Source organism: Acinetobacter sp. A1 (genome assembly GCF_012371315.1).
GTDB lineage: Bacteria > Pseudomonadota > Gammaproteobacteria > Pseudomonadales > Moraxellaceae > Acinetobacter.
This window is the reverse complement of record NZ_JAAZQY010000045.1, coordinates 1-15,391: the sequence shown is the minus strand read 5'-3', so window position 1 is coordinate 15,391 and position 15,391 is coordinate 1. Positions and strand designations below refer to the sequence as shown.

Genomic DNA, 15,391 nt, shown 5'->3' with positions numbered 1-15,391 from the left:
CTTCGCGCTGATGGTAGTGTGGGGTTACCCATGTGAGAGTAAGTCATCGCCAGCTCATTATTCTAAACACCCTCAACTAACGTTGAGGGTGTTTTTTTATGGATAAAATAAAATGTTAAGAATAATAATCACATTTTAATTTTGTAAAAACAACATTAAATCCATAATTAATAAAAGGATTTAGACTAATGTTGAATTTTTACTTCCCTTGTTTTGTGTGAAAGTTACACAATCTACTTGAATAGCAAAGTGGACATGGATGACTGATAAAAATGAAAGTCTTCACTGTAAAAAACGCTATTTGAGTTCACTGAAACACAGCTCACAGGAGGTGAGGAATGGCACATCAAGCAATTAACGTGAATGATGTCATTGATCACGCAAAATTCAAACCATTTCATTTTAATGTCGTGGCATGGTGTCTACTGATCATTTTATTTGATGGCTACGACTTGGCAATTAATGGCGTTGTTTTGCCATTATTGATGGATGAATGGGGCTTGAGTGCTGTTCAGGCGGGTATGCTTGCCAGTACTGCCTTGGCAGGTATGATGTTTGGTGCCATGATTTTTGGTTCTTTGGCCGATAAAATTGGCCGTAAGAAAGTCATCATGATCTGTATTGTGCTATTTAGTGGTTTAACCTTTGCGGGTGGTTTTGCTTCTAATCCCACTGAGTTTGCAATTTTACGTTTCTTGGCGGGTCTAGGGATTGGCGGTGTAATGCCAAACTTGGTGGCATTAACTTCAGAATATGCACCTAAAACTATGCGTAGTACGCTCGTTACCACGATGTTCAGTGGTTATGCGGTTGGTGGTGTAATGGCTGCATTACTCGGCTCATGGTTTACCCCAAGTTTTGGTTGGGAAATTATGTTCTTTATTGCAGGGATTCCATTATTTTTATTGCCTGTGATTTGGAAATTCTTACCTGAGTCTTTGACTTTTATTGTAAAAGAAAACAAGCAAGATCAAGCACGTCCAATTGTGGCGTGTTTAGCACCAGATTTGAAAATTACGCAAGACACAACATTTGAATTGTACCAAGCAGATGTGCCAGAAGCGGCCAATGTGGTGAGCTTGTTTAAACGTGGTCGTGCAGTCAATACACTATTGTTCTGGTTGGCATTCTTTACGTGCTTATTAACCATGTATGCGCTTAGCAGTTGGTTGCCTAAATTGATGATGGCAGCTGGCTACTCGATGGACAACAGCTTAATGTTCATGATGGTGATGAACGTAGGTGCAGTTGTGGGTATTGTGGGTGGTGGTATTTTAGCAGACCGTTTCCATCTAAAACCTGTGTTAATGTTCTTAGGCATCATGGGTGCGTTGGTGATGAGCTTAATGGGCTTCCAGTCTAATCAGTTCCTACTTTACATCTTGGTATTTTTGGCAGGCGCGGCTTCAATAGGCTCACAAATGTTGCTATATAGCTATGTCGCACAATATTACCCACTTGCAGTACGTTCTACAGGGATTGGTTGGTCATCTGCGATTGGCCGTATGGGTGCGATTGTAGGGCCAATCTTAATTGGCGGTTTGTTGGGCATGAACTTGCCCGCTCACTTCAATTTCATGGCCGTAGGTTTACCTGTCTTGATTACTGCAATTGCTGTTGCCTTAATCATGAATGAAGATGAAGCTGAACAAATTAAAGCTGGCAAAGCAGTAGCCGCAAAAGCTTAATTTGAAGTTCTGATCATAAAAAATCCTCAACGTTGCTTGGGGATTTTTTATGGATTGTATTGATTAAAAATAGATAAAATTGCCAATAAAAGCATAGATAAAATATGCAGATAAAAAGAAACCCCATCATCCTGACGGGGTTTCTTTGTATTTCGTGTTTTAGGTATAACTCCTGTCGTACCTCACGATCCTGATGCGCAAACATATTATTGTTGTTTTCTGTTTGGGAAACGTCCTGTTTCCTGATGATTTAAGAATATCAAAGCTGCACTCGGCTGCCTAGCATCTAATGGCGGCAGTCGTTGTAAGCAAAAACTGACAAGGCTATGTGGGTTTGGATTCAGCCGAAACCGATAGTTTTGAGCAAATGATAAAATACTGAACTTATTTTTGTGTATAAACAGGCGTATACTGAGACTAATCTGGGAGTAAATATGTCTGATTTGTCTGCAGCATCTCATATTCAGTATGGCTCAAAACCGTTTAAGGCAATTCTTTTTTCACTGTTTTTAGCAGGGTTTGCCTCTTTTTCGATTTTGTATTGCGTGCAGCCGATGATGCCAATTTTGGCAGATTTTTTTAACGTTACGCCAACGCAAAGTAGTTTTCCGCTGTCATTTTCTACGGTGGCCTTAGCTGTAGGTCTGTTATTTACAGGCTTTATTTCAGATCGTTTTGGGCGAAAACCCATTATGGTACTGGCGTTATTTCTTGCTTCAATTTTGCTGATTTTGAGTGCTTTATTGCCCATTTGGTCGTTCTTTTTAAGTACCCGCGTTTTGATTGGTATTGCTGTTAGTGGTGTTGCTGCTGTCGCTATGACCTATATTGGCGAAGAAATTCAGCAGCAAGATATTGGCTTTGTTATGGGGCTGTATATTTCAGGCACAGCGATTGGTGGTATGAGTGGCCGTTTAATTGCAGGGGTTTTGGTTGATTTTGTTTCTTGGCAAACGGCAACTTTGGTGATTGGTGGATTAAACCTGATCATTGCAATTATCTTTTATTTACTCTTGCCTGCATCCAAAAATTTTACAGCGTATCCAATTCGCTTATCACGTTTTAAAGATGCCTTTGTGGCCAATTTAGCAGACCGTAAATTAAGAATCCTGTTTCTGCAGGGCTTTTTGTTGATGGGCTGTTTTGTCAGTATCTTTAACTATATTAGTTACTACTTGTTAGCCAAACCATTTGAGCTTTCTCAAGTTTGGATTGGGGTGATTTCAATTGCCTACTTGGCAGGCATTTATAGTTCACCGCGTGCGGCAAGTTGGGGGAATCGGATCGGGCGTGAACGGGTATTGCCAGTGGTGATCGTACTGATGCTTGCTGCACTTTGGCTGATGTCGATTGCACATTTGGTGGTGGTATTACTTGCTTTACTCTTATTTACCTTTGCCTTTTTTGCAGCGCATTCTACGGCCAGCAGTTGGGTGTCAATTCAGGCACTGCAATATCGTGCGGTAGGCTCATCTTTATACTTATTTAGTTATTACATGGGTTCCAGTTTGTTGGGCAGTGGCAGCGGGCTGATTTGGGAACAATGGGGTTGGACAGGATTAACTTGGGTGATGAGTCTGGTTTTAGGCTTGGCTTTGCTGGGTGCATGGCGTTTAAAAGCAAAAGTCTGAACGATGGCTTGATGCAATTTCGGCTGTGTTGATTAATTTAATGATCCTTTACCTACACAAAATTAATAAAAATTAGCCACCTGATTTTGCATATTTTTTAATCAAGCAAGATGAACGGAATTCATGCTAAAATGATCGGCTTTCATCTTTGATGACTACCGATCTTCCACTTGCCAGCCGAGAATTGCAAGCCATGTCTACTGCTTATACTGCTCAGACCGCACCCAAAGCGTTGTTTGATTACGATAAATACTGGGCGTCATGTTTTGAGCCTGCGCCATTTTTGCCGATGTCACGCGAAGAAATGGATCAGCTGGGTTGGGATGCCTGCGATTTTATTCTAGTTTGTGGCGATGCCTATATTGATCATCCTTCTTTTGTGTCAGGGGTGATTGGTCGTGTGCTTGAAGCACAGGGCTTTCGTGTTGGGATTATCGCACAACCAGACTGGACCAATGTGGAGTCGTTTCGGGTCTTAGGTAAGCCAACCATTGCTTGGGGCGTTACCGCAGGCAATATGGATTCGATGATCAACCGCTATACTGCAGACCGAAAAATCCGTTCTGACGATGCTTATTCACCAGACAATGTACCGAATAAACGTCCAGACCGTGCTGCAACCGTGTACTGTCAGCGCTGTCGTGAAGCTTTTCCTGATGTGCCTGTTTTACTTGGCGGGATTGAAGGCTCTTTGCGTCGTATTGCACATTATGACTATTGGTCAGACAAAGTTCGTCGCTCCATTTTAATGGATTCTAAAGCAGACTTGCTGATGTACGGCAATGGCGAGCGTTCCATTATTGAAGTCATGCACCGTTTGGCTAAGGGTGAAAAAATCCATGACATTACCGATGTACGTGGAACCGCATTTATTATTAATAAACATAACCGTGCGGCCAAAGCCAAATTTGTTGAAATTGCATCGAATGATGTGGACAGCGTAGGGCGTGTCGATCCAATCATCAACCCTTATGTGATGACCGAAGATTTAGACGGTTGTGAGATTGAAAAAGAAAAAGGCAACAAGCTTGCCCAATATCAAAATTTCCAAAAAGATGTGGTGAACAATCCGATTGTGCGTGAAGGCGATCAGTTGGATGCAGATACCCAGATTGTACAATTGCAACCTGCATCTAAAGCCATTAAACACAAATTACCACCACGTGAGCTGGCTGTCATTCGTTTGCCTTCTTTTGAAGAAGTCAGCGCAGATCCTGTGTTGTATGCACATGCTAACCGTATTCTGCATTTAGAAACCAACCCAGGTAATGCCCGCGCGTTGGTACAAAAGCATGGTGAACGTGATGTGTGGTTGAATGCACCACCTATTCCATTGACCACTGAAGAAATGGACTATGTGTTCGATTTACCGTATGCACGTTTGCCGCATCCAGCTTATGGTAATGCACGTTTCCCAGCCTTTGACATGATCAAGTTTTCGGTCAATATCATGCGTGGTTGTTTTGGTGGTTGTACATTCTGTTCAATTACCGAACATGAGGGACGGATTATTCAAAACCGTTCTGAAGAATCGATTTTGCGTGAAGTCGAAAAAATTCGTGATACTGCCCCTGGGTTCACAGGCATTATTTCAGACTTGGGCGGTCCAACGGCCAATATGTATCGTTTGCACTGTAAAGACCCAGAAATTGAAAAGAATTGCCGTAAACCATCCTGTGTATTCCCAGGCGTATGCCAAAATTTACATACCGACCATGCGCCATTAACTCAGTTGTATCGCAAAGCGCGTGAGTTGAAAGGCATTAAGAAAATTCTGATTGGTTCAGGCTTGCGTTATGACTTGGCGGTGTTGAACCCTGAATATGTTCGTGAGTTGGTGACGCATCACGTGGGTGGTTATTTGAAAATTGCGCCTGAACATACCGAAAAAGGTCCATTATCTAAGATGATGAAACCGGGCATCGGAACTTATGATCGCTTTAAACAGATGTTTGATCGTTTCAGTAAGGAAGCAGGTAAAGAGCAATATTTGATTCCGTACTTTATTGCTGCGCATCCGGGTACCACCGACTACGACATGATGAATTTGGCCTTATGGCTGAAAAAGAATGGTTTCCGTGCCGATCAGGTGCAAACTTTCTATCCATCGCCAATGGCGACGGCTTCAACCATGTACTACACCGGTAAAAACCCACTGGCTAAAGTGGCGCGTTATACTGAAAACGTAGATATTGTAAAAGGCGAAAAGCGTCGTCGTTTGCATAAGGCTTTCTTGCGTTACCATGATCCGAATAACTGGCCGTTGCTACGCGAAGCTTTAAAAGAAATGGGGCGTGCCGATCTGATTGGTAATTCTAAACAGCATTTGATTCCGACCTATCAACCGCAAGGCACAGAAGGGCAATATCAATCTGTACGTAAGAAAAATTCAACAGTAGCGGGTGATTCGCAAAAACGAACAGGTCAAACTGGCAACCGTGGTCAGAATAGTAATCGTCCGAAGAAAGGGCAGATTTTGACTCAGCACACGGGTTTGCCACCTCGTGAAACAGGCGAAAAACGTCCATTTTCACAGAAAAAATCTAAGCCAAAATCTAGAGCTTAAGTTAATTCGGAACTGACCAAAGGACGCTGCTGCGTCCTTTTTTATAGGTATTTTCATTTCATCGGAATTGTTCGACAATCGAAATGCTTAAGCATTGCATTGTTTTTTAAGCATGTTATACAGTACAGACATACGAAGATAAAAAGCACGCTGCTATATGCTACAGCACTTAGACAAAAGGCTAGCTTGTGAAACAAAACGTCTATTTCTATGATGGTTTTGTGAGTGTTGCATGTAGTTTCATAAATTGAATGCTTAAATAAAAAAGCGTGTTATATACTGATTTGATGAAAAAATCGGCATGAAGCCGAAACAACTATAAAAATGATTTTAAGGAATGAATTATGACCATTTATTTTTTGATAGGGGTTTTTATACTTATTTTCTTTCTCTTGATGACGGTAAAGAGTTTGGAAAATAAAGAAAAACCTCAGGACAGTGCACTGAAGCAACGTGCGATTTTCAGTTTGAATGAACAACTGACCTATACACGTTTGCAAGAAATTTTACCTAAGCATACCGTATTGGCGCATGTGTCTTTTGATGCCTTGCTGACCACGAAATTTTCCCGTACTCGCCATAAATACCGTAATATGGTGGCTGACTTTGTGGTGCTAGATGCAAACAATCAAGTGGTGGCGATTGTCGCTTTAGATGATGTTTTAATGCTGAAACGTAGTCGTAATGCACAATATCAGGATGAGTTATTGCGTTTGGCGGGCTATAAAGTGCTGCGTTATGAAGAAGTGCCAGAATATCACGAATTACGCGAAGCTTTTGGGCAGTCATCATCATCTTATGCAGATTTAGAAGATTTGGATACTGCGCTAAAGAAGTATGATTTTTTAGCACATTCTGTACGCCATAAGGTGAAAGTTTTGGGCTAAGCCGTTGCAGCTAAAATTGCTTGATCGATCATATGAATCAGCATGTCGTCATGACATGCTGATTTTTTGGATTAGCTGTGACTCTTGATTTAATCGCATCTGTTTTTAGGTTTGGTTGGGATTAAGGTTTGACTGCAACCACAGTCATTTCCACCAAAACATCGGGGTGATACAGCTTGGCTTCTACACAAGTACGCGGCAAGGCTTGAATGTCTGCCACCCACGCATCCCAGACGCTATTCATAGCGGCATAATCACGTTCTATGTCTTTCAGAAAAATCATCACCGACATAATCTGAGATTTATCGGTCCCTGCATCTGCCAGTAAACGGTCTATCATCGCTAAAGTTTGCTGTGTCTGGCCATAAATATCTTGCTGTGTGTCTTCAGCCAATTGTCCTGCCAAATGCACTAAATTGCCTGAAATGGCAATTTCAGAATAACGTTGTTGAACATGCAGACGTTGTACAGCCATGGAATGTGATCCTTGCACCAAACAATAGGGTTAAAGCGTGCACTATTATAGAGGTTGGCAATTTATTGGAAAATAGAAGCGATGCCACTTTAAGTAAGATTTAGAAGAATTGAGCTGTTTGATCAGAAGAAGATATGGAGAGGGTGTGTTCGATTGGGCGAAGTGCCAAGCGCAGAGTTGTCCTGTAATCTTCGGATTTGATCGTCACGCCAATCACAGGACAAGTATGCCAAAAGTAATGGTGATTTTTGGCATCTCAGCGTATGTACGGATAAATACATCGCGCGCATAGATTACTCTAAAAAGCCCTACTGTGAAGTGCAAATTGTTTTATTTTTATTCGTTTGTCTGAATTTTATACAAATGGGTAGCACTGAGTGTTGATTGAGGCTGAAAATCACTACATTCAAAAGTACAGTAATTAACAGGGTTTAAAATGTTTAAAGTAAGGACAATTGTGCTTGTTCTTCAGCAGGGCTTAGCTGATATAGTCCGACACCAATTAAACGAAATTGATCTTGCGGTGCGATACGCATTTCAGCCAGGAGTATTTGCAATACATCCTCCAAGTCCTTTTTACTGGACAATGGCTGTTTAAAACTTTTACTGTGCTGTAAGACCTGAAAGTTTTTGAGTTTCAGTTTGGCGGAGACGCCATGTGCGACATAATGCTTTTTTTCTAAACTGCGCCAAACCTGATCGATTAAACCTGACCAGTAGCCAGTACATTCCGCTAGGGTTAAATCATCATCAAAGGTAATTTCCTTAGAAATTTGTTGGCGTTCACGTTCTGCTTGTACAGGACGTTCATCTATACCTTGTGCAAATAAAAATAGGCGCTGGCCGTATTTGCCAAAATGATGAATCAGAATATTTTCTTCAATATGTTGTAAATCACCCAAAGTGGTTAAGTTCAGACTTTTGAGTTTTTCCTGAGTAACTTTACCTACGCCAGGAATTTTCTTGAGCGGTAAGTCTTGAATAAATTGCTGTACTTGACTGGGTTTAATGACACAAATGCCATTGGGTTTGTGCCAGTCAGAGGCGATTTTGGCTAAAAATTTATTTGGCGCAACCCCTGCCGAAGCTGTTAAGCCTGTGCATTGAAAAATATCTTCCCGAATCCGCATCGCAACTTCGGTTGCACTTGGAATGTGCTGTAAATTTTCTGTGACATCTAAATAGGCTTCATCTAAAGACAAAGGTTCGATCAGTGGCGTATAACGCTGAAATATTTGATGAATTTGTGCAGAGACTTCACGGTACAGGGCAAAATTGGGTTCTAGTACCACCACTTGCGGGCAGCGTTTGCGGGCTTGTGACATTGACATGGCCGAGCGTAAACCAAACTCACGCGCAGGATAAGACGCTGCCGCAATTACCGCACGTGGATGATGTGAGGCAATCACCACAGGCAAATGTCGTAGCTCGGGGCGACTGCGCAGCTCGACAGATGCATAAAAGGCATCCATATCAATATGAATGATTTTTCGCATGGTACAGAACAATAGTTGAATCGTGTAGATTTCAACAGTATCGCATGTTTAGGAAGCAGGGTGTAGCTTCTGACGCAGCGGATAAGGCGTAGTGGTATCTAACAAAATCACCTGCGTGTTTTGCGATTCGGCATATTCAATTAGGCTTTGCATGCTGCGTGGCCCGTGGTCAGCAATGCGGGGTAAAAATTGCAAAGTTTGAGATAATGGCAGAAAAAAATTATCCCAGTGAATTGGAATGACCACGCTTGGTTGTAGGGTGCCCAGTGTTTCATTTAAATACTGCTGCTGAAAGGTCGTAGATTGTTTGGAAAGTTGTGCAATGCCCAAAAATAGGGTGTTGACCTGCAAATGTTGTAGTTGTTTAGGAATGGCTCCTGTGCTGGCTTTGACCAAAATATTTTGTTCAGGATGCTGAATGTAATAGTCGAAACTGCCACCTTCTTTAAATTCATAAAAACGGGCAGGTAAATGTAAGGGGTGGGTGATCTGTTCACCTAAATCATTGTTGACGGCTGTGGCAGGTGTGTGCTGTGAAGGAATGGCTGTAATTTTGAACTTTCCAATCTGAAAAGGTTGCACAGGATTGACGTGGCTTAAACGAGTTTCAGGAATCTTTGCTGCACGGGCAATATTTAAACTGCTGTTTGAACCGATAATTTGGCTGTGCTGTAGTTGCTGCGCCAAAAATGGCAAATCCAGACTATGATCATAGTGTGAATGTGTGACTAAAATCGCCCGAGTGCGTTGCAATTGATGTTGTTGAATCAAACTGTTAAGCAGATCGGGCTGGCTTTGCAGTCGGCTAAACATAACCTGTGATAATGACGGACGACTGAAAAACCCATCAATTAAAATTTGGCTGTCACCATCATCAAATAATAAGGTGGACACACCAAAATAATGAACCTTTAAGCCAGTATTTGTTGTCTCAGATGTGGTGTTGTTTGATGTTGTCGGGTGACTCGGTTGGTATTGCCAAGCAGCAAACTGTTCTACTTTGCCTACAGGTTGTAGTAGGTAAAAGAGTGCGAATCCTAAGCAAATACTGAGAGCGAGCACCGCCCAAAGCAGTCCTTTGATGATTTTCATGGTGGTATTTTTTTATTGTGATGCCGCTATCTTGTTATTTTTTTGGCGAGGCTTCAAGGTTTAAAGGCTGAATAGCATAACTGTCTAAAAACTGTTGCCATTGTTTGGCATTGCCATAAAAAACATTCAGGTCTACCCGTGTGGCAATCCCTGCAATTTTACCTTGATTAGTATGTTGCCAGAACAGCCATTTGGGCTGACCTGCCAGTTGTGGTTTGCCATGATATTCTCTGACCCACAGCGGTGTATGGGCAAAACTTTCGGTCAATACCATATTGTAGAAGGCTTTGGATACATAAAAAATAGGCTGTTTTTCATAGTGCTGATACAGGGCATCGTGCATGCTTTGAATTTCTTTGAGTAACTGCTCTTTGGTGTAGGTGTTGATGCAGTTGCTGTCATATTCCAAATCAATGACAGGTGGTAGGCTGTCCTGCTTTTTGGGCACCGTGTTCATAAAGTTTTCTGCCTGAGTTTTTCCATCACGACATAGCCGATAAAAATGATAGGCACCGACCAAAAAACCACGTTCACGGGCTTTGAGCCAGTTGTGCTGAAATTTTTGGTCTTTAAAGTCACCGCCTTCGGTAGCTTTTAAATAGACAAAGGCATATTTTTGTGGCGAGATTTTATGCCACTGAATTTCCCCTTGATGATGGGATACATCAAAACCCTGAATAGGATAGTCCTGTGCAGCAGCAGGGGACTGTCGCAGAATACCGAAATATATGAATACCGCCAAAATCGCACTACCTATTACGCCAATTGCAATGCGATAGTGCGGCGTAAACTTGGAGCTGGCGTGTGGACGAGATGGTTTGCGCATATTCAGATTTGGGCTGAGCAAAGATCTATCATAACCCGCAGGATGGCTCAGTACTATGTGATTTTTGAGAGCGTTTTAAACCGCAGTATGTCTCGGAATTTTCCAAAACACCATAAATGCCAGAATATTTAAAACACCCAAACAGATTAAAGTGGCATGAAAGGCATGAGTCAGTTGTTCTGCGCCGTAATAGGAACTAAAGGCATTGACTAATGTGCCTGCCAAAGCCACACCAATACTCATGGATAGCATCATAATCATAGATAAAAAACTGTTACCGCTGCTGGCATCCTGTGCAGGCAAATCTTTTAGGGTAAGGGTGTTCATGCCCACAAATTGCAGAGAATTCAGTACCCCAAAAATAAAGAAGTGCAGCGCCCGTAACCATGTGGCAGTTTCAGCGGTGGTCAGCGCAAAACTGGCAATACATGCCCCAACTAGTAAGGTATTGGTCAGTAGAAACTGACGATAGCCAAAGCGTTGAATTAAAGGGCGGATAATCGGTTTAGAGACCAGAGAACCGAGTACGGTGGGAATCATCATCAAACCTGTGATGAAGGGTTCAAAGCCGAAAGCCACTTGTAGCATGATGGGCATAATAAAAGGCATGGCATTGCCACCAAAACGGGCAAAGAAATTGCCTAAAATACCAATGGCATAAATACGGTGGCGGAATAAATCACTGCGAAACAAGGCATTTTGATGCGTATGTGCATGTCGTGCATAAGCTGCTGCAGCCAGTGCACCAATGATTAATAACGCCACGCTCCATAGAATACTTTGTTGTTGATTTGCCAAGTTTTCAATGCCCAGTGATAAGCCTGCCATGGCAAGTACCAGTAAAATAAAGCCCCAAAGATCGAAGCTTTTCACGCTTGCTTCGGTGAGGTTAGGCATGGCTTTGACACAAATCCAGCAGCCCAATATGCCCATAGGAATATTGATCAGGAAAATCCAGTGCCAAGACGCAGCTTCCACCAACCAGCCGCCAAGGGTTGGACCAATTAAGGGGCCAATTAAGCCTGCAAGACTCATCAGACTCATGGCTGATAAAAACTGGGTGCGTGGAATGATTTTTAGCATTGCCAAGCGCCCAACAGGCAAGAGTAAAGCCCCACCTATGCCTTGAATGACCCGATAAATCAGCAATTCATTCAAGCTTTGCGCTGCTGCACAACCTAATGATGCCAAAGTGAAAATAATAATCGCGGCAAAATAGGTATTGCGTACCCCAAAACGGTCTGCCAACCAGCCACTTAATGGAATACAGGCAGCCACCGAAAGTACATACGCCACCACCACGCTATGCATGCGCAAAGGGTCTTCATTCAGACTGTGTGCCATGGCGGGAATGGCAGTATTGACGATGGTAGTGTCTAGCGCCTGCATAAAAAAGCCAATCGAAACCAGAAAAACCAATAGTCGGTATTCAGGATGCAAGGCTTGATGGGTGGGTGTCTGGTTCATAACTCGGGGAAATGGGCATTTGGCTTAGTTTAAACCATTTCAGTGATACACGGGCAGAACCTCAAAAAACATGAAAAGTGTTGAAAATTCAAAAAAATGCCATGAAATCGTCATCTACCTGTCACGGATTATTCACTTTGAGTTTGTAAGTTGGGTGCATTTAGAAAAATGACGAGTAATTTATGAAAACGCAAATTTCTGCATTAATGTTGGCTTTATTGTCTGTGGGGATGGTGGGATGTAACGATGATAACGATCCTATTCCAGTAAAAGTTGAAGAAGTTGTTGAAGATACACCAACAACAATTAGTTTGGAGCGCTTAGGGATATACGATGCACAAGTTTTTGGTGCGAGTGCAGCGGAAATCCCTGCTTATGATGCTCAAAGCAAACGTTTATTTGTTGTGAATGCTAAAAATGGTGTGGTTGATGTACTCGATTTAACCAATCCAAATACACCTGTTAAGCTTGATAGCTTAGATGCCAAGGCTCATTTGGCGAATTCTGAAGTGAATAGTGTAGCGGTACATCAAGGTATTGTGGCTTTAGCCGTTCAGGCGACACCTAAAACTGATAAAGGCATCGTGGCATTCTTTAAGGCTAAAGACCTGAGTTTTATCAGCAAAGTTGAAGTTGGTGCATTGCCTGATATGCTAACTTTTACCCCAGATGGAAAAAAGTTTTGGTTGCCAATGAAGGTGAGCCAAATGAGGGCTACGCCATTGATCCAGAAGGTTCCATCAGTATTATTAATTTGACGGATATTGCTAAGCCTACGGTAAGAACTGCAGATTTTCAGGCATGGAATACACGTAAGCAGGAATTATTAGATGCGGGCGTGCGTATCTTTGGTCCAAATGCGACTGTTGCGCAAGATTTAGAACCTGAATATATCGCCGTGAGTGATGATGGTAAAACTGCTTGGGCAAGCTTACAAGAAAATAATGCGATTGCTGTGATTGATTTGGTTCAAGACCAAGTGGTCGATATTTTCCCGTTGGGCTATAAAGACTTTGGCTTAGCTGAAAATGCTTTAGATGCTGGCGATCGTGATTGTGTTGTAGGTAAACAAGACCATAACGGAAATACGATTACAGCCTGTGCTAAAGATGAAGGAATGATTAATATTCAGGCTTGGCCAGGTTTATACGGCATGTATATGCCAGATGCAATTGCACAATACCAAGCCAATGGACAAAGCTATTTGGTCACTGCAAATGAAGGTGATGCACGTGAATGGTTGGTTGATGAAGACTTATATTTTGGTACAGATGATCTAACTCAAGGTTATGCAGAAGAAATTCGTGTTAAACACTTATTTAATAGTAAAGGCTTTCGTACCAATGGCGATTATGCTGCACATTTACGTTTATTAAAGTCTGGCGTTAAAGGTGCAAAGCTTGATTCAAGCGTATTTAAAACATGTACCACGACTGATACCAATGAAGTCTGTGCAGATAATTTGATTAAAGATTCACAATTGGGGCGTTTAACGATTACTTGGACGCAAGGTTACAAGAAAGATGAAAATGGTGAGCCTGTACTAGATAGCGATGGTTTAATGACCTATGACAAACTTTATGCCTATGGTGGTCGTTCATTTAGTATTGTAGATCCTAAAACCAAACAAATTGTTTGGGACTCGAAAAATGACTTTGAGCACATAACTGCTGAATTATTTCCAGAATATTTTAATACTAATCATGATGAATTAAAAGTCGATGATCGTAGTGACAATAAAGGACCTGAACCTGAAGGTATTACTTTAGGTAAAATTGGTCAAAAAACCTTTGCTTTTATTGGATTGGAGCGTATGGGGGGCATTATGGTGTATGACATTACCCAACCAACCCAGCCTTTCTTTGTTGAATATTTTAATGATCGTAAGTTTGGTGAAACTCGTTCATCTTTCGATGCGGAAGGTAATGCTGTTACGGTTGAAAATTCGAACCTCGGCCCTGAAGGCTTAACCTTTATTGCAGCCAAAGACTCACCAAATGGTAAGCCTCTTTTGGTCGTAGGTAATGAAGTCAGTGGTACGACAGCGGTTTACCAAATTAAATTAATTGAGTAAAAGCTGAAATACAAACTGAAGAGAGCATTGCGATGCTCTCTTTTTTATTGAGTAAATAACACCTTAAAAAACAGAAAAAAAGCGAGTCTATGACTCGCTTAAATTTTTGGGCAGTAATGAGCTAAAAGATAAATCGCTTTAACCCACAAAATGACGTGGTGAATCTAAGTTTTTCAGTGCATTAATAATTTTATGTGAATGATTACAAACAATCAGTTTGGCACGGTGCTGCGGTGGTAAAAAACCCTCGTGTACGGCATGATCTAACTGCTGAATCAGGGCATCATAAAAGCCATTTACGTTATATAAAATCATCGGTTTCTGGTGTTGATTCAATTGCCCCCAAGTGGCAATTTCCAAAATCTCTTCAAAAGTCCCTAAACCACCTGGCAAGGCTACAAAGGCGCTGGCACGCTCTGCCATCATCGCCTTGCGTTCATGCATACTTTTAACCACGTGTAATTCAGTTAAATTACTGTGGGCAATTTCATAATCCAGCATAAACTCAGGAATGACCCCCACAGCTTGTCCACCATGTTGTACCACGGTGTCTGCAACCAGCCCCATTAAACCAATACTCGCACCGCCATAGACCATACCAAAACCTTGTTCTGCCAGCTTTCTGGCCAATTGCACTGCTTTTTCCTGATAAATCGGGTTATTGCCAGCACGTGAGCCGCAATATAAGGCAACCAAGGGTTGAGTCGTCTGAGGAGAGGGATTATTCATATATTGGGTCATTCTAGATACGCTATTCATTTATTTTCTTCACCATAACATGTTCTTTTTCTTGGCTCTAGCTTAGTCCCGAAATATGACAATCCCGCAGATCGTTTCTTTTCAATTTGCAAAGATTTGTGATTCTACCGTGACACAGCAGCGCTGCATCTAAAAAAGGGGATGAATCTCAGCGCAAACTTTCCTATACTCAAGGCTTGTCTTACAACTATAGAATCGTCATGGACAGTGGCAGTAGTCGCACCGAACGAATATTTTTTAATGTGATGTCAAGCCTGCAAAGGCAAGCCAAGTTAGCTTCAATACAGGATACGTTTTGGGCGTATTCAGCTTTAGATATTCAGGAGTGATTGATAGCAAATAATTATATTGATAAATATAGTCAAACATATACAATTTAGGTATTAAATTTTAAAAAAACTTGCAATGAAATACTTGACTGAAAGCTTAA

General features: G+C 41.8%; 10 protein-coding genes and 1 pseudogene. 5 read left to right on the top strand and 6 right to left on the bottom strand.

All coding sequences use genetic code 11. The features are described 5' to 3' along the window. The first annotated feature begins 338 nt into the window (after window positions 1-338). The 4 genes from HHA41_RS12020 (at window position 339) to HHA41_RS12005 (ending at window position 6,772) form a co-directional block, all read left to right on the top strand. A complete protein-coding gene (locus HHA41_RS12020; protein WP_168461862.1) occupies window positions 339-1,688 on the top strand; it encodes an MFS transporter in 1,350 nt (449 codons plus the stop codon). Window positions 1,689-2,122: 434 nt separating this feature from the next. After that, complete coding sequence (locus HHA41_RS12015; protein WP_168461860.1) at window positions 2,123-3,319, top strand: MFS transporter; 1,197 nt, start codon at window positions 2,123-2,125, stop codon at window positions 3,317-3,319. 193 nt (window positions 3,320-3,512) lie between these two features. Then, the gene (locus tag HHA41_RS12010; protein ID WP_168461865.1) at window positions 3,513-5,885 is read left to right on the top strand and encodes a YgiQ family radical SAM protein; all 2,373 of its coding nucleotides are present in this window, start codon (window positions 3,513-3,515) and stop codon (window positions 5,883-5,885) included. A gap of 344 nt (window positions 5,886-6,229) precedes the next feature. Then, entirely contained in the window at window positions 6,230-6,772 is a 543-nt protein-coding gene (locus tag HHA41_RS12005) for a DUF2726 domain-containing protein (RefSeq protein WP_168461859.1), read from the top strand. 121 nt (window positions 6,773-6,893) lie between these two features. Here HHA41_RS12005 and HHA41_RS12000 read toward each other — a convergent pair whose 3' ends face one another. The 5 genes from HHA41_RS12000 to mdtD form a co-directional block, all read right to left on the bottom strand. After that, window positions 6,894-7,247 (bottom strand): RidA family protein, encoded by a 354-nt coding sequence (locus HHA41_RS12000; protein WP_168461858.1) that lies wholly within the window; start codon window positions 7,245-7,247, stop codon window positions 6,894-6,896. 440 nt (window positions 7,248-7,687) lie between these two features. Continuing rightward, the gene (gene dinB / locus HHA41_RS11995; RefSeq protein ID WP_168419400.1) at window positions 7,688-8,743 is read right to left on the bottom strand and encodes a DNA polymerase IV; all 1,056 of its coding nucleotides are present in this window, start codon (window positions 8,741-8,743) and stop codon (window positions 7,688-7,690) included. Between the two features lie 48 nt (window positions 8,744-8,791). Then, window positions 8,792-9,835: an MBL fold metallo-hydrolase gene (locus HHA41_RS11990; protein ID WP_168461857.1), complete on the bottom strand. Its 1,044-nt coding sequence runs from the start codon at window positions 9,833-9,835 to the stop codon at window positions 8,792-8,794. 34 nt (window positions 9,836-9,869) lie between these two features. Further along, on the bottom strand, window positions 9,870-10,661 hold the full coding sequence (locus tag HHA41_RS11985; RefSeq protein ID WP_168461864.1) for a GH25 family lysozyme: 792 nt from the start codon (window positions 10,659-10,661) through the stop codon (window positions 9,870-9,872). 75 nt (window positions 10,662-10,736) lie between these two features. Beyond that, on the bottom strand, window positions 10,737-12,128 hold the full coding sequence (gene mdtD, locus HHA41_RS11980; RefSeq protein ID WP_168461855.1) for a multidrug transporter subunit MdtD: 1,392 nt from the start codon (window positions 12,126-12,128) through the stop codon (window positions 10,737-10,739). 182 nt (window positions 12,129-12,310) lie between these two features. Here mdtD and HHA41_RS11975 point away from each other — a divergent pair. Then, a pseudogene (locus HHA41_RS11975) lies at window positions 12,311-14,202 on the top strand (choice-of-anchor I family protein). Window positions 14,203-14,340: 138 nt separating this feature from the next. Here HHA41_RS11975 and HHA41_RS11970 read toward each other — a convergent pair. Beyond that, window positions 14,341-14,961 carry a TIGR00730 family Rossman fold protein gene (locus HHA41_RS11970; protein ID WP_168419396.1) on the bottom strand — a complete coding sequence of 207 codons (621 nt, stop codon included), beginning with the start codon at window positions 14,959-14,961 and terminating at the stop codon, window positions 14,341-14,343. Between the last annotated feature and the right edge of the window lie 430 nt (window positions 14,962-15,391).

What these genes read in the sequence shown, in the direction of transcription:
- HHA41_RS11990 (WP_168461857.1), bottom strand. Translation starts at nt 9,835, where the DNA reads ATGAAAATCATCAAAGGACTGCTTTGGGCGGTGCTCGCTCTCAGTATT.
- HHA41_RS12020 (WP_168461862.1), top strand. Translation starts at nt 339, where the DNA reads ATGGCACATCAAGCAATTAACGTGAATGATGTCATTGATCACGCAAAA.
- HHA41_RS12010 (WP_168461865.1), top strand. Translation starts at nt 3,513, where the DNA reads ATGTCTACTGCTTATACTGCTCAGACCGCACCCAAAGCGTTGTTTGAT.
- HHA41_RS11985 (WP_168461864.1), bottom strand. Translation starts at nt 10,661, where the DNA reads ATGCGCAAACCATCTCGTCCACACGCCAGCTCCAAGTTTACGCCGCAC.
- HHA41_RS12000 (WP_168461858.1), bottom strand. Translation starts at nt 7,247, where the DNA reads ATGGCTGTACAACGTCTGCATGTTCAACAACGTTATTCTGAAATTGCC.
- HHA41_RS11970 (WP_168419396.1), bottom strand. Translation starts at nt 14,961, where the DNA reads ATGAATAGCGTATCTAGAATGACCCAATATATGAATAATCCCTCTCCT.
- HHA41_RS12005 (WP_168461859.1), top strand. Translation starts at nt 6,230, where the DNA reads ATGACCATTTATTTTTTGATAGGGGTTTTTATACTTATTTTCTTTCTC.
- mdtD (WP_168461855.1), bottom strand. Translation starts at nt 12,128, where the DNA reads ATGAACCAGACACCCACCCATCAAGCCTTGCATCCTGAATACCGACTA.
- HHA41_RS12015 (WP_168461860.1), top strand. Translation starts at nt 2,123, where the DNA reads ATGTCTGATTTGTCTGCAGCATCTCATATTCAGTATGGCTCAAAACCG.
- dinB (WP_168419400.1), bottom strand. Translation starts at nt 8,743, where the DNA reads ATGCGAAAAATCATTCATATTGATATGGATGCCTTTTATGCATCTGTC.